This window comes from Paramagnetospirillum magnetotacticum MS-1 (assembly GCF_000829825.1).
Classification (GTDB): domain Bacteria; phylum Pseudomonadota; class Alphaproteobacteria; order Rhodospirillales; family Magnetospirillaceae; genus Phaeospirillum; species Phaeospirillum magnetotacticum.
In genome coordinates, this window is the sequence record NZ_JXSL01000030.1 from 527,385 (window position 1) to 541,299 (window position 13,915).

General features: G+C 64.2%; 15 protein-coding genes and 1 pseudogene. 8 read left to right on the forward strand and 8 right to left on the reverse strand.

Features of this window, described 5'->3' with window-relative positions; genetic code table 11:
* Positions 1-310 precede the first annotated feature (310 nt).
* Both CCC_RS15030 and CCC_RS15035 read left to right on the forward strand, forming a co-directional pair.
* Positions 311-529 (forward strand): annotated as a pseudogene (locus tag CCC_RS15030) (phage capsid protein); the annotation flags it as partial.
* 95 nt (positions 530-624) lie between these two features.
* On the forward strand, positions 625-1,146 hold the full coding sequence (locus CCC_RS15035; RefSeq protein ID WP_009870128.1) for a holin family protein: 522 nt from the start codon (positions 625-627) through the stop codon (positions 1,144-1,146).
* 506 nt (positions 1,147-1,652) lie between these two features.
* On the opposite strand, the gene CCC_RS15040 is transcribed toward CCC_RS15035, so the two are convergent.
* The 3 genes from CCC_RS15040 to trxA all read right to left on the reverse strand — a co-directional run bounded on the left by CCC_RS15040 (position 1,653) and on the right by trxA (position 2,867).
* Positions 1,653-2,153 carry a ferritin-like domain-containing protein gene (locus tag CCC_RS15040; protein WP_009870127.1) on the reverse strand — a complete coding sequence of 167 codons (501 nt, stop codon included), beginning with the start codon at positions 2,151-2,153 and terminating at the stop codon, positions 1,653-1,655.
* A 95-nt stretch (positions 2,154-2,248) separates the two neighbouring features.
* Positions 2,249-2,479 carry a hypothetical protein gene (locus tag CCC_RS15045; RefSeq protein WP_009870126.1) on the reverse strand — a complete coding sequence of 77 codons (231 nt, stop codon included), beginning with the start codon at positions 2,477-2,479 and terminating at the stop codon, positions 2,249-2,251.
* Positions 2,480-2,552: 73 nt separating this feature from the next.
* Positions 2,553-2,867 carry a thioredoxin TrxA gene (trxA, locus tag CCC_RS15050; RefSeq protein ID WP_009870125.1) on the reverse strand — a complete coding sequence of 105 codons (315 nt, stop codon included), beginning with the start codon at positions 2,865-2,867 and terminating at the stop codon, positions 2,553-2,555.
* 269 nt (positions 2,868-3,136) lie between these two features.
* On the opposite strand from trxA, the gene CCC_RS15055 reads away from it, so the two are divergent.
* Together CCC_RS15055 and CCC_RS15060 are read left to right on the forward strand one after the other, a co-directional pair.
* Positions 3,137-3,877: a 3-deoxy-manno-octulosonate cytidylyltransferase gene (locus tag CCC_RS15055; RefSeq protein WP_009870124.1), complete on the forward strand. Its 741-nt coding sequence runs from the start codon at positions 3,137-3,139 to the stop codon at positions 3,875-3,877.
* Between the two features lie 6 nt (positions 3,878-3,883).
* Entirely contained in the window at positions 3,884-4,753 is an 870-nt protein-coding gene (locus CCC_RS15060; RefSeq protein ID WP_009870123.1) for a prephenate dehydratase, read from the forward strand.
* Position 4,754: 1 nt separating this feature from the next.
* Here CCC_RS15060 and CCC_RS15065 read toward each other — a convergent pair whose 3' ends face one another.
* The 5 genes from CCC_RS15065 to CCC_RS15085 form a co-directional block, all read right to left on the reverse strand.
* The gene (locus CCC_RS15065; RefSeq protein WP_009870122.1) at positions 4,755-6,086 is read right to left on the reverse strand and encodes a DNA recombination protein RmuC; all 1,332 of its coding nucleotides are present in this window, start codon (positions 6,084-6,086) and stop codon (positions 4,755-4,757) included.
* 197 nt (positions 6,087-6,283) lie between these two features.
* On the reverse strand, positions 6,284-6,838 hold the full coding sequence (gene rsmD / locus CCC_RS15070) for a 16S rRNA (guanine(966)-N(2))-methyltransferase RsmD (RefSeq protein ID WP_009870121.1): 555 nt from the start codon (positions 6,836-6,838) through the stop codon (positions 6,284-6,286).
* The gene (locus CCC_RS15075) at positions 6,813-7,697 is read right to left on the reverse strand and encodes a pseudouridine synthase (protein ID WP_009870120.1); all 885 of its coding nucleotides are present in this window, start codon (positions 7,695-7,697) and stop codon (positions 6,813-6,815) included. Before CCC_RS15075 ends, rsmD begins: the two co-directional genes overlap by 26 nt.
* On the reverse strand, positions 7,694-8,410 hold the full coding sequence (locus CCC_RS15080) for a gamma-glutamyl-gamma-aminobutyrate hydrolase family protein (RefSeq protein WP_009870119.1): 717 nt from the start codon (positions 8,408-8,410) through the stop codon (positions 7,694-7,696). The genes CCC_RS15075 and CCC_RS15080 overlap by 4 nt, the downstream gene beginning before the upstream one ends.
* 90 nt (positions 8,411-8,500) lie before the next feature.
* Positions 8,501-10,144 (reverse strand): lactate permease LctP family transporter, encoded by a 1,644-nt coding sequence (locus CCC_RS15085; RefSeq protein ID WP_009870118.1) that lies wholly within the window; start codon positions 10,142-10,144, stop codon positions 8,501-8,503.
* A gap of 180 nt (positions 10,145-10,324) precedes the next feature.
* Between CCC_RS15085 and CCC_RS15090 the strand changes: the two genes are divergently transcribed.
* The 4 genes from CCC_RS15090 to CCC_RS15105 all read left to right on the forward strand — a co-directional run bounded on the left by CCC_RS15090 (position 10,325) and on the right by CCC_RS15105 (position 13,874).
* Positions 10,325-10,930, forward strand: coding sequence for an FCD domain-containing protein (locus tag CCC_RS15090; RefSeq protein ID WP_009870117.1), 606 nt, complete (start codon positions 10,325-10,327; stop codon positions 10,928-10,930).
* Positions 10,931-11,049: 119 nt separating this feature from the next.
* A complete protein-coding gene (locus CCC_RS15095) occupies positions 11,050-11,799 on the forward strand; it encodes a (Fe-S)-binding protein (RefSeq protein WP_041041980.1) in 750 nt (249 codons plus the stop codon).
* Positions 11,789-13,225 carry a LutB/LldF family L-lactate oxidation iron-sulfur protein gene (locus CCC_RS15100; protein WP_009869904.1) on the forward strand — a complete coding sequence of 479 codons (1,437 nt, stop codon included), beginning with the start codon at positions 11,789-11,791 and terminating at the stop codon, positions 13,223-13,225. The genes CCC_RS15095 and CCC_RS15100 overlap by 11 nt, the downstream gene beginning before the upstream one ends.
* Positions 13,218-13,874, forward strand: coding sequence for a LutC/YkgG family protein (locus CCC_RS15105; RefSeq protein WP_009869903.1), 657 nt, complete (start codon positions 13,218-13,220; stop codon positions 13,872-13,874). Before CCC_RS15100 ends, CCC_RS15105 begins: the two co-directional genes overlap by 8 nt.
* Positions 13,875-13,915 lie beyond the last annotated feature (41 nt).

Below are 13,915 nucleotides of genomic sequence, written 5' to 3' on the forward strand. Positions count from 1 at the left end.
TATGCATTTTCCCGCAGATCGAAGGACAGGTCCAGTCACGGCTCGTGACGTTTCTCGGCGGCATGAAAAAAGATGTTGACTTCGTTCCTATCTGCCGATATATAAATTCCCATCAACACCCGAATTGCGTCCAGCGCAAGGGTGTCGGTCCTAATCCTTACCTTTGCCTCCCTTGGACAACCGGGCCCTTCGCGGTCCGGCCCGAGGGATATCCGGCGTCATCCCCATGGCGCCCGGCTGCTGGCGCGCACGGCCGGGCAGAACCAGAGGAAGAGGCCCGTGTTACCGCAACCCACCAAAGGAACAAAACATGTCCACTTCTGTTATCAACGCCTACTCCAAGCAGTACGGCCACGAGGTTCATGCCGCCTATCAGCGCATGGGCACCAAGCTCCGCAACACGGTGCGCAGCCGCAACAACGTCAAGGGCGCCATCGCCGTCTTCCAGAAGGTCGGCAAGGGCACCGCCAGCACCAAGGCCCGCCACGGCAAGGTGCCGGTGATGAACGTCGATCACTCCGCCGTCGAAAGGACGTGGAGCAACGCCTGACCGAGCATCTTGTCCGTATCGAGGGCAAGCTGGACGGCTGCCAGGCCTGCTCCCGTTAAAAGGAGACCTTCATCATGGACCCCATCACCATCGCCCTGGGTCTGGCCCAGTTCGTACCCGGCCTGATCCGCTGGATCGGTGGCGAGGACGCGGAAAAGGCCGCCAAGGTCGCCGATCAGGTGGTCGGCGTGGCCCGCACCGTCACCGGCAAGTCCGGCGGCGAGGATGCCCTGGCCGCCGTCAAGGCCGACCCCGCCCTGGCCCTGCAGCTTCAGCAGGCCTGGATGGCCCACGAGATCGAATTGTCGCGGGAAGAAACCCGGCAACTGGCCGAGATCAACGCCACCATGCGGGCCGAGGCCGCCTCCGAGGACAATTATGTCCGCCGCTGGCGGCCCACATTCGGCTATGCGGTGGCGCTCACCTGGACCGCCACCATGGGGGCCGTCTCCTGGGCCATCATCACCGAGCCGGCCCAGGCACCCTCCATCATCGCCGCCCTGGTCAACACCTCGCCCATCTGGGGCATCGCGCTCGGCGTGCTGGGCGTCGCCGTGGTCAAGCGCAGCCAGGACAAGGCCCTGCGGCAGCCATAAAAAGGTTCTTCACTGAATTCCGAGGATGGATACCCTCAGACTCGTCATGCCGGGTTTGACCCACTGCTGTCGGGCTTAAATTTCAACGAGGAGCCCGAATGGCAGAGCCGATGCGGGCTCCAACCGTTCATGGACACGGATAGACACGGATGCCGCTTCGCGGCCACGGATGATCACGGATAAGAAAAATTCCGTGTCGTCATCCTGGGGCAAGCTCGGGTGGGGATACGGAAAAGAGCACATTTCCGTGTTTATCCGTGAAAGGTGCGAAGCACCGCATCCGTGTTATCCGTGTCTCGTAACTCCACGCCAGCCGTCTCAAATTAAAACGGACAGCAGTGGGTTTGACCCGGCATCCACGGTTCCAGCGGCACCATGGCCCCCGGATCGCGCTTCGCTTGTCCGGGGTGACGAAGCTCTTTGCCAGGCCATCCCGCGAAACAGTGAAGAACCAAAAAAAAAGGGGGCCGAAAGGCCCCCTTTTCCCAGTCTCTCAAGCCCGGACCTCAGTCCACACACTGGGCCGGGTCGGCGTCTTCGCTCCAGGTGATGGAGGGACGTGGCGTCTTCTCGATCCACTTGTCCAGGGCCACCACATGCTCGGCCTCTTCCGCCGCGAAATCGGCGCCCAGGCGCTTGACCTCGGGATCGGCGGAATTGGCGGCGGCCTCCTTGTAGTACTCCATGCCGCGGATCTCGTTGTCGCGGGCATAGCGCAGCGCATGGTAGGGCGTCATCAGATAGTGGATGTCGTTCTCGTCGCCCACCTCCGGCGGGGTCTTCCAGCGATACTGCCAGCTCATCAGCTTGGGCAGTTCCAGCGCGCGGGAACGCTGCTTGATCTCGTCGCCGTGAAGGGTGGAAAAGCGCGCCATGTCCCGGAAAACCGTGGCGGTATCGAGATTGTTGTGGGCTTCCATCATGTCGGCCAGCTCAACATACCGCTCAGCGGCCTCGGTCTCCAAAGCAATGGCGTGCGCAAGGAATTCTGCCAGAGTATAGCCCATTATCGCCTCTCGTCAGGGAAGGTCTGCACCAACCCTATCGGGTGGGGCCTTCGCCGTCAATCCGGTATTGCGATACCGATTTGAAGAGGTGGAACTCAGTGCACCCGGTCGCGCAGCTTGCGCCATTCGGCGAAGGCCTCGGTCATGACGGTCCTGAGCGCGGTCGCCGAGGCGTTGGGGAACAGATCGGCCAGCCGATCCCACAGTGCGCCATTGTGCAGGAAGTTCTGGGCAAAGGTCTCCAGATCGGCGGCGTTATCGTCGTCGAAGGATTGCTGGAGATAGTCGAACAGCCGCTGGCGGCTTTGTTCGTCGAAGCTTGCCATGATGTCTCTCAAGAAGCACTTCGAGCCCCGCCGATGCGGGGCTCGAATATCCGGCGAAGGACGGTCCCGCCCCTTAAAGGCTGGAATCCACCCATTCGTAGAGCTTGCTCTTGGGCAGCGCGCCGATCTTGGTGGCGGCGACCTGGCCGTTCTTGAAGATCATCAGGGTGGGAATGCCACGCACGCCGTACTTGCCGGGGGTGCCGGGATTCTCATCGATATTGATCTTGGCGATGGTGATCTTGTCGGCCCTGTCCTTGGAGAGTTCCTCAAGCGCCGGGGCGATCTGGCGGCAGGGGCCGCACCATTCGGCCCAAAAATCCACCAGAACCGGGCCGGGAGCCTTCAGCACCTCGGCCTCGAACGAGGAATCGGTCACAATCTTCATAGGCAGGTTCCTTGTCGAATTCCAACGGCGGACGGGGCAGACACGTCCCCAGGTCCGTCACCCCGCGCGACGGTCCTCGCACGGGGGACGTCCACTGTAGAAAGCCCCCGCGTCAGCGTCAAGCAGGCCGGGTGGTAGGGCTGGGTTGCCGTCTTCGCTCATCCGGCCGGCTGGCCCTGGCCCACCCGTCATGCTGGCGGGCATTGACGGGCGGCAAGGGCGGTGTCTCTATGACGCTCGCCTCCGTCTCGCAGCTCGGATCTTGTCCCATGGCCGATCTCAATCCCATCATCGTCATCCCCGCCCGCATGCATGCCACCAGGCTGCCGGGCAAGCCCCTGGCCGACATCCATGGCGAGCCGATGATCATCCATGTCTGGCGCCGGGCCGTGCAGACCGGGCTGGGTCCCGTGGTGGTCGCCTGTTCCGAGACCGAGGTTTTCGACGCCGTCCACGCCCATGGCGGCAAGGCGGTGATGACCGATCCCAACCACCCTTCGGGCTCGGACCGGGTGTGGGAGGCGGTGATGAATGTGGATCCCGACGGCGCCTTCGACGCCATCGTCAATGTCCAGGGCGACCTGCCCACCCTGGAGCCCCAGATCATCCGCGCCGTCTTCGCCCCCTTGGCCGAGCCGGGCGTCGATGTCTCCACCTTGGTGACCGAGATCACCGTGGAGGAGGAGCGCACCAATCCCAACGTGGTCAAGGCGGTGGTCGGCTTCGAGTCCGGCCAACGCGTGGCGCGCGCGCTCTATTTCAGCCGCGCCACCGTGCCCGCCAATGACGGCCCCCACTACCACCATATCGGCCTTTACGCCTATCGGCGGGACTCGCTTCGGCGTTTTGTTTCCTTGCCGCAAGGGGTGCTGGAGCGGCGCGAGAAGCTCGAACAGCTGCGCGCGCTGGAGAACGGCATGCGCATCGATTGCGCCTTGGTTGACACGGTTCCGCTGGGTGTCGATACTCCCGCCGACCTTGAAAGGGCGCGCGCCCTGCTGAAAGCCTGAGCCCCCATGACCGACCAGCCCACACCCGATAGCTCCATCGCCTTCCAGGGCGAACCCGGCGCCTATTCCCATCTGGCCTGCCGCAATGCCTATCCCGGCATGCAGCCGCTGCCCTGCGCCACTTTCGAGGACACCTTCGCCGCCGTGCGCGAGGGCCGCGCCCGCTATGCCATGATCCCCATCGACAATTCGGTGGCGGGCCGGGTCGCCGACGTGCATCACCTGATGCCCTATGCCGGTCTGCACATCATCGCCGAGCATTTCGAACGCATCAGCCACCACCTGCTGGCCGTGCCGGGCGCCACTCTGGCGACCATCAAATCGGTGAAAAGCCATGTCCATGCCCTGGGCCAGTGCCGCAACCTGATCCGCGAGCTGGGCCTGAAAGTCATCGTCGGCACCGATACCGCCGGGGCGGCGGCCGAACTGGCCGAACGCCAGGACCCCACCATGGCGGCCATCGCCTCGGAACTGGCCGCCGAGGCCTATGGCCTGGTATCGCTGAAGGCGGGCATCGAGGACGCCGAGCACAACACCACCCGTTTCGTGGTCCTGGCCCGCGAGGCCCTGGAGCCCAACCCCAACCAGCCCTGCGTCACCACCTTCGTCTTTCGGGTGCGCAACGTGGCCGCCGCGCTGTACAAGGCGCTGGGCGGCTTCGCCACCAACGGCATCAATATGACCCGGCTGGAAAGCTACATGGTGGGCGGCGAGTTCGCCGCCACCCAGTTCTACGCCGATGTGGAAGGCCATCCCACCCAACGCAATCTGCGCCTGGCCCTGGAGGAACTGGACTTCTTCAGCCACGAGGTCCGCATCCTGGGCGTCTATCCCCGCCATCCCTTCCGCATGAAGCAGCAGGGCGGCGGGCAGTAGTTTAAGCCTCGTCCTCGCCCGAATCCTCGATGGCCGAAGCACCGAGCGCCAGCAGGGCCTCGACGCCCGCATCGGGGATGGCTTCCACCTTGCGCAATTGCCGGTCGATGGCGCGCTTTCGCACCGCCACGTCATCGATGGTCTTCGACGCCTCCTGCAGCTTCTTCTGCACCTTGTCGAGCACGTCGCCATACTTGCCGAACTCGGTCTTGACCGCGCCCAGGATCTCCCAGACCTCGCTTGACCGCTTCTCGATGGCCATGGTCTTGAAGCCCATCTGGATGGCATTGAGGATGGCGCCCAGCGTGGTCGGCCCGGCGGCGATCACCTTGTAGTCGCGCTGGATCAGATCCACCAGACCGGGGCGGCGCAGCACCTCGGCGTAAAGCCCCTCGGTAGGCAGGAACAGAATGGCGAAGTCGGTGGTGGTGGGCGGATTGACGTATTTGTCGCGGATATCGCGGGCAAAGCTCTTGACGCGCAGTTCCAGCGCCTTGGCGGCGGCCTCCACGGCTTCGGCGTCGGCGCGCTCGACAGCCAGTTGCAGGCGCTCGTAATCCTCGTTGGGGAATTTGGAATCGATGGGCAGCAGGACCTCCGGCTCATGGTCGCCCTTGCCCGGCAGGCGGATGGCGAAGTCGACCCGTTCCAGGCTGCCCTTCTTGCAATTGGCCTCACGCATGTACTGGTCAGCGCGGAAGATCTGTTCCAGCAGCGCGCCCAGTTGCACTTCACCCCAGGTGCCGCGCGTCTTGACATTGGTAAGAACGCGTTTGAGATCCCCCACCCCGCTGGCCAGACTTTGCATCTCGCCCAGGCCCTTGTGCACCTGCTCCAGCCGGTCGCTGACCAGCTTGAAGGATTCGCCCAGGCGCTTTTCCAAGGTTCCCTGAAGCTTCTCGTCCACGGTCTGGCGCATCTGTTCCAACTTGGCGGTATTCTCGCCCCTCAGTTTTTCAAGGTGCTCGGAGACCACGCGGGTCTGTTCCGACACCGTCTTGCCGATGCCCTCGCCCAACTGCTTGATGCCGCCCAGCACCTCTTCACGAAGCGCGCGGGACTGGGTGGCCTGATCCGAACGGAACTCGGCCAGCTTGGTCTCCACCAGAATGCGCAACTCGGTGTGGTTCTTGTCGGCGGCGGAAGCGGAATCGCCCTGGAACGTGCGGATCATCTCGGCGGTCTCGCGCCGGTCCTGGCGAGCCTCGTCGCGCAGCACCCGTTCCAGCCGGTCGAGACGCTCGGAGAGATCCTCCTTTTTGCGCAGCAGCAGGACCACCACGCCCCCCAAAGCGGCCAGGGACAAAGCGGCGGAGATCAGGGCAAAATCCATGGCGACCGTCCGAACATTACGGGAACGACTGCCTTGTAGCACGGTTTTGCGAGGAAACAAACAGCTCCTATTGGGTTGTTGCCCAAACCCACCCGGGGCCATGCCCCGGACCCCATTTTGTTTTTATCGATAAGATTAAGGGGAGGTTTGGAGGCTTGCCTCCAATCGGGGATCGGGGCGGAAGCCCCGCCCTTGGATCACTCCGAACGAAAGAGCAAAAACACCAGCCTTGCGGCGCCGCGCGGCCTTTCCTCCACCGCATCGAAACCGGCAGGCGGGGCAAAGGCTTCGTCGGCGGCCACTTCCACCACCACCAGGGCGCCGTCCTCCAGCCAACCCTTGGCGGCGAGGCCTTCGAGGCAGGGCACGGCGAGGCCCGAATGATAGGGCGGATCGAGGAAGGCCAGGGTGCAGGCATGGGGGGCAACGGGCGGCTTGGCGGCATCGGCGCGCACCACCTTGGTTTGGCCCTCCACCTTCAGGGTCTTGATATTGGCGTAGATGGCGGCCAGAGGCTGGGCCGCCAGTTCGAGGAAACAGGCATGGTCCGCGCCGCGCGACAGGGCTTCGAGGCCCAACGCGCCCGACCCGGCGAAGGCGTCCACCACGCGGGCGCCCTCCATCTCCACCCGATCGGAATGCATCAGCATGTCGAACAGGGCCTGGCGCACCCGGTCGGCGGTGGGCCGCGTATCGCGGCCCGAGGGTGCCTCCAGGCGGCGGCCCTTATGAAGACCGGCGACGATGCGCATCGGACTTGGCCTTCTTGGCACTGGCGGCGTGCTTGTCGTCGGCCAGCTTCTGCTTGCGGGCCTTGGCGGCGACGCGCTGTTCCTTTTCCCGCTCGCCTGCTGATTTGTTCTCAGGTCTGGGCTTCAGGACCGCTTTGCCCTCGCCCATCTGCTCGCGCAGGACCTTGCCCGCCACCTCGTCGGCGGCGCCCTCTTCCAGGGTGCCCAGTTGGAAGGGGCCGTAGGAGACACGGATCAGGCGGGAAACCGGCCAGCCGAGAAACTCCATCACGCGGCGGATTTCGCGGTTCTTACCCTCGCGCAAGCTGACGCTCAGCCATGCATTGGCGCCCTGGCGGCGATCCAGCGTCGCGCTGATGGGGCCATAGGCCATGCCGTCGATGGTGATGCCGTTCTCCAGCCGGGCCAGGGCGTCTTCGGACACTTCGCCATGGACGCGCACCCGATAGCGCCGCAGCCAGGCGTTGGAGGGCAGTTCCAGCTTGCGCGCCAGTTCGCCGTCATTGGTCAGCAGCAATAGCCCCTCGGAATTGAGATCGAGCCTTCCCACCGAGATCACCCTGGGCATGCCTTCGGGCAGATGGTCGAACACGGTGGGCCGCCCCTCGGGGTCCTTGTGGGTGGTGACCAGACCGGCGGGCTTGTGATAACGCCACAGCCGGGTCTTCTCCGGTTCGGAAAGCGGCGTGCCATCGACAAGAATGATATCGCCGGGGCCGACCACGCAGGCGGGACTATCCAGCGTCTTGCCGTTGACGGAAACGCGGCCCATCTCGATCCAGCGTTCGGCCTCGCGGCGCGAGCACAGACCTGCGCGGGCCAGCCTTTTGGCGATGCGTTCGCCCTTTTCCTCGGTCATGTTCGGCACGCTCCAACAAAGGCTCGCAGCAGGGCGGAATCCGCCGGGCTGATGTCATATTCCGGATGCCACTGCACCCCGATGCAGAAGGGGTGGCCGGTGGCCTCGATGCCCTCGATCACCCCATCGGGAGCGATGGCATTGATCACGCAGCCAGGCGCCACGTCGCGCACCGCCTGATGATGGGCCGAGTTCACCGGAATGCGCGTCTCGCCGACGATCCCGGCCAGCCGGGTCCCCGAGGCGATCTCCACCCAGTGGCCGGGCTCGGTGCGGGGACCCGGCTGTTCGTGGGTCAGCGCGCCCTCGACCTCGTCGGGAATATGCTGGATCAGGGTTCCGCCCAGGGCGACGTTGAGCAATTGCTGGCCGCCGCAGATGCCAAGAATGGGCATGCCGCGCTCCAGAGCGCCTTGCACCATGGCCAGTTCGAACTGGGTCCGTCCCCGCTTTAAGACCAGACCGGCGCGAGCCTCGGCGCCGAACAGGGCCGGGTCGATGTCGAAGGCCCCGCCGGTGACGATCAGCCCGTCGATCCGGTCCAGAAAGGACGCGGCCAGAGGGGGCTCGTGGGGCAGCAGCATGGGCAGGCCGCCAGCGCGGGCCACCGTCTCGGCGTAATTGCGACGCAGGGCATACCAGGGCATGCGGGAATAGCCGCCGGGGTCCTCGCTGTCCAAGGTAATGCCGATGAGAGGGGGCTTGGCGTTCATGCCCTGTCTATACCCTTGCCGCGCCAAAGAAGAAAGGCCCGGGCGAAAGCGCCCGGGCCAGTTTGTCCGGCATCAGGGGATGCGGGAGGGTTAAGGGATCATCCAGGTCAGCACATAGGCCTGGAGCGTGGTGATCACGCCGATGATGCACACGAAGAAAATGCTGTGCTTCAAGGTGAAGCGGAACAGATTCGACTCGTGGCCGACCAGGCCCACGGCGGCGCAGGCCACCGCGATGGACTGGGGCGAGATCATCTTGCCGGTGACGCCGCCGGTGGTGTTGGCGGCGACCATCAGGATGTCGCTGACCCCCAACTGGTGGGCCGTGGTGGCCTGAAGCGCGCCGAACAGGGCGTTGGACGAGGTGTCCGAGCCGGTCAGGAACACGCCCAGCCACCCCAGAATCGGGGCGAAGAACGGATAGACATCGCCCGCACCGGTCAGCAGCAGGGCCAGGGTGGTGGACAGGCCCGAGGCATTGGCCACATAGGCGAAGGCCAGAACCGTGCCGATGGTGTAGATGGGACGCTTCAGTTCGTTCAGGGTCTCGCCGAAGGTCTTCAAGCCTTCCGAGCCCTTCATCCCCAGCATGATGATGGTGATGATGGCCGAGATCAGGATGGCGGTGCCGGTGGCCGAGACCAGATTCAGGGTGTAGACGGCGGGCACGGCCTTGGCGGCGGCGACGATGGGCGGCACCTTGGCGACAAGGTTGTGCAGATAGGGCACTTCCCAGTTGATATTGGTGAACACCATCTCGCCACCCTTGGCGAACATGGCCTTGAAGGACTTCAGGCTCCACACCGTCACCACGGCGGTGAGGATCAGGAAGGGCGCCCAGGCCCGCGCCACCTGACCAGCGGTGTAGTCGTGGGAGTGCTTCTCCTCGGCGCCCTCTTCCTTGAAGCGGAAGATGTTCTTGGGCTGCCAGAACTTGAGGAACACCGTGATGCACACCAGGCTGATCAGGGCCGAGGTGATGTCGGGCAGTTCCGGCCCGATATAGTTGGAGGTGAACCACACGCCAAAGGCAAAGGAGCCACCGGCCACCAGAATGGCGGGCCAGGTCTCGCGCACGCCTTTGAAGCCGTCCATGATGAAGATGATCCAGAACGGCACGAAGACGGCCAACAGCGGCAACTGACGGCCCGCCATGGCGCCGATCTTGAAGGCGTCGAGCCCTGAGACCTGACCGGCGACGATAATCGGAATACCCATGGCGCCGAAGGCCACCGGAGCGGTATTGGCGATCAGGCACAGACCGGCGGCATAGAGCGGATTAAAGCCCAGACCCACCAGCAAGGCGGCGGTGATGGCCACCGGCGCGCCGAAGCCCGCAGCACCTTCGAGGAAGGCGCCGAAGGAAAAGCCGATCATCAGCATCTGCAGACGCTGGTCGGCGGTGATGGACACCACCGAGGAGCGGATGATCTCGAACTGTCCGGTCTTGACCGTGACCTTATAGAGGAACACGGCGCCGATGATGATCCAGGCGATGGGCCACAGGCCGAACAGGAAGCCCTGGACACCGGCCATGAAGGCGCTGGCCACAGGCATCTTGTAGAACAAGATGGCGACCGCGATGGACAGCAGCACCGTGATGGTGCCCGCCACATGGCCCTTCAGCTTGAGAATGGTCAGGGCGACGAAGAAGAAAATGATCGGAATAGCCGCGATCAGTGACGACAGCCACAGATTACCGGCCGGGTCGTAGACTTGCATCCAGGCTTGCATGGTGCCTCCCCGAAGGTTCGACCGTGCATCCGCTCGAGATGCCGGTGAGGTGTTGACGTTGGGCGTTTCTTGAACGTGGTAACAAAATTTGACCAGATGATTAGCGTGGATAACTCATTTCGTCTCCGGGTGTAAATGGAAAAGTTGCCATGCCATAATTCCATGGTTGGATACGGCCCTGTGCAGGCCTATCCTGATCCCATGATGCACGCCGCCCCAAAACCGACCTTGAGGAACGCTGGCGAGCCAGCTTCCGATCCCCTGTCCCGCCTGCTTCAGGCGCACCCGGAGACGGTTTTCGATTATTTCGAATTCCGTCGGGTGATGGCGGGCAGCGCCGCCGCCCTGGCCGCCGAGCGCGCCACGCCCGAGGATCTGGCCCATCTGCGCGCCTGCATGGAGGCCATGGAGAAGGCCCATGCCCTGGACGATCCCGCCCAGGAGGCCGCCACCGATGCCGAGTTCCATCTGGCCATCTATCAGTCCGCCCATAATCTGGTCATGAGCCAGGTGATGGGGCGGGTCTTCGACATGCTGAAGGTCGGCGTCTTCTATGACCGTATCGACCTTTACCGCCGACGCGGCGTGCGCGACGCCTTCCTGCGCCAGCATCAGGCCATCTGGCAAGCCATCGTCGCGGGGAATCCCGAAGCGGCGCGTATCGCCGCCGAGGCCCACATCAACTCCACGGAAGAAGCGCTGCGCGAGGCGCAATTCGCCAATTCACGGCGCGATGTGGCGCTGCGCCGCCGCGCGGGCTCGGATCTGACCGGACGTCCGCGCTGAAATTGGCAAAATAATTTTACCACTTTACGCGATTGGTAAAAATGCTGTAACCATGGTGACGCCGGGGCTCGACCTCCGGCCAAGCAAGCACTGCCAAAACAATCTCTGGTGGAACGCCCATGTCCAAGCAGCCTCGCCCGGAAAGCGTCTACTTCTTCGGAACCTGCCTGATTGACCTGTTTTACCCCGCTGCCGGACTGGCCGGGATGGAGCTTTTGAAGCGCGAGGGTCTCAAGGTGGTGTTTCCACCCAAGCAGACCTGCTGCGGCCAGCCCGCCCGCAACAACGGCTATCAGGACGAGGCCCGCAAGGTCGCCCGGCTGCAACTGGACTCTTTCCCCGGCGACTGGCCCATCGTGGTGCCGTCGGGCTCCTGCGCGGGCATGATGAAGACCCATTATCCCGAGATGTTCGAAGGCACTCCCGATCACGACCGGGCGCAGGCCTTCTCGGCGCGGGTGTTCGAACTGACCGAGTTCCTGGTGGATGTCCTGGGCGTCAAGCTTGAGGACAAGGGCCAGCCGGTGACCATCACCTGGCACCCCTCCTGCCATTCCCAGCGCGAAGCCGGTGTGGTGGAACAGCCCAAATCCCTGCTGCGGCAATTGTCCAACGTCACCCTGATCGAGAACCCGCGCGAAAAGGAATGCTGCGGCTTCGGCGGCGCCTTCGCGGTGCGTCAGGCCGAGATCTCGGCGGCCATGGTCACCGACAAGGTGGCCTCCATCGAAGAGACCGGCGCCACCAGCGTTGTGTCGGGCGATTGCGGCTGCCTGATGAACATCACCGGCGCCGCCGAGAAGGCCAAGAAGGGCTTCAAGGGCCGCCACATCGCCGAGTTCATCCTGGAGCGCTGTCATGGTGGCTGAAACCAAGAAACTGGAATTCGGCGCCAAGGCCCATGTGGCGCTGAACGACCCCAAGCTGCGCGCCAATTTCCGCCGCGCCATGGACGGATTGATGACCAAGCGGGCCGCTCAGTTCGCCGATGTGGCGGAGTGGACCTCCTTGCGCGCCCGAGGCGCGGCGGTGCGCGCCAATGCTCTGGCCAAGCTGCCCGAATTGCTGGAGCAGTTGGAAGCCAATTGCCGCAAGAACGGCATTCAGGTGCACTGGGCCGAAACCACCGCCGAGGCCAATGCCATCGTCCTGGGCATCTTAGAAGCGGCGGGCGCCAAGACGGTGATCAAGGGCAAGTCCATGGTCACCGAGGAGATGCACCTCAACGCCCATCTGGAAAAACACGGCATCACCCCGGTGGAATCCGATCTGGGCGAATACATCATCCAGCTGGCGGGCGAGGCGCCCAGCCATATCGTCATGCCCTGCATCCACAAGAACAAGGCCGAGATCGCCGAACTGTTCCACGACAAGATCGCAGGTCAGGCCTATACCGAGAATGTGGACGAATTGACGGCGGCCGCCCGCGCCGCGCTGCGCGGCGCTTTCGCGGGCGCCGATGCGGGCATCTCGGGCGTCAATTTCGCGGTGGCCGAGACCGGCACATTGGTGCTGATCGAGAACGAGGGCAATGGACGGCTGTCCACCACCTTGCCGCCGCTGCATATCGCGGTGACCGGCATCGAGAAGGTTTTGGAAAAGCTCGACGACGTGCCGCCCTTGTTGTCCTTGCTGCCCCGCTCGGCCACCGGCCAGCCCATCACCACCTATGTCAACATGATCTCCTCGCCCCGCAAGGAGGGCGAGAAGGACGGGCCCAAGGCGGTGCATCTGGTCCTGCTGGACAATGGGCGGTCCCGGGTCCACGGCGATACCGAACTGCGCGACACGCTCCGCTGCATCCGCTGCGCCGCCTGCATGAACCACTGCCCGGTCTATACCAGGGTCGGCGGCCACACTTACAGCTTCACCTATCCCGGCCCCATCGGAAAGCTGCTGACCCCGCAGTTGGAAGGCCTCGACTGCGCGGGCGACCAGCCCCATGCCTCGACGCTGTGCCGGGCCTGCGCCGATGTCTGCCCGGTGAAGATCCCCATTCCCGACCTGCTGGTCCGCCTTCGGACCGAATCGGTGCGCCCCACCAGCCCCGGTGCCGTCAAGGGGGCCGGTTCGGCCACCTCCGCCACCGAGACCCTGGGCTGGAAGGGCTGGACCCTGCTTTACGCCTCGCCCCTGGTCTATCGCATCGGCACCAGGATGCTGGGCTGGTTCGGCAATCTGATGCCGTCCTCGGCACCCATGCTCAAACAATGGACCTCTGTGCGCACCAAGCCGAAATTCGCGCCCAAGAGCCTGCATGAACTGGCCCGCGAGAAGGGGTTCTGTGATGAATAGCCCGCGTGAACGCATCCTCGCCCGCCTGAAGGCCGCGCCCAAGGCGGCCGCGCCGCTCCGCCCCGACTGGACGCCGCCCGCCTATGATGCCGCGACGCGCAAGGCCCGGTTCAAATCCATGCTGGAGGCCTCCCACGCCGACGTGCACGAGGTGAGCGCCACCGACTGGCCCGAACGGCTGAAGACCATCCTGGCCAATAAGGGCGTCGGCACCATGATCTATGCCCCCGGCACCGATGCGGGCAAGCTGCTGGCCGGGAGCTGGGGCGACAGCCCCACCCGATTGGTGGCCTATGACCGTCCGGTGGAGGACTTCAAGGACGTGCTGGTCTCCAGGGCCGATGCGGGCTTTACCACCACAAAGGGCGGCATCGCCCAGACCGGATCGCTGGTCCTGTGGCCCACGCCCGACGAGCCCCGGCTGATGAGCCTGCTGCCGCCCATCCATGTGGCCCTGGTGGAAGAGGCCAGCCTTACCGACAGTCTGGCCGAGACCATCCGCGCCCAGGGCTGGGCCGGGCAAATGCCCACCAATGCCGTGCTGGTGTCGGGTCCATCCAAGACCGCCGATATCGAACAGACCCTGGCCTATGGCGTCCATGGCCCCAAGGAACTGATCGTCTTGCTGATCGGGAGTGTGTCTCCGTGAGCCGTACCGCCCCAGACTATTCCGCCCTGCTTCAGGACCTC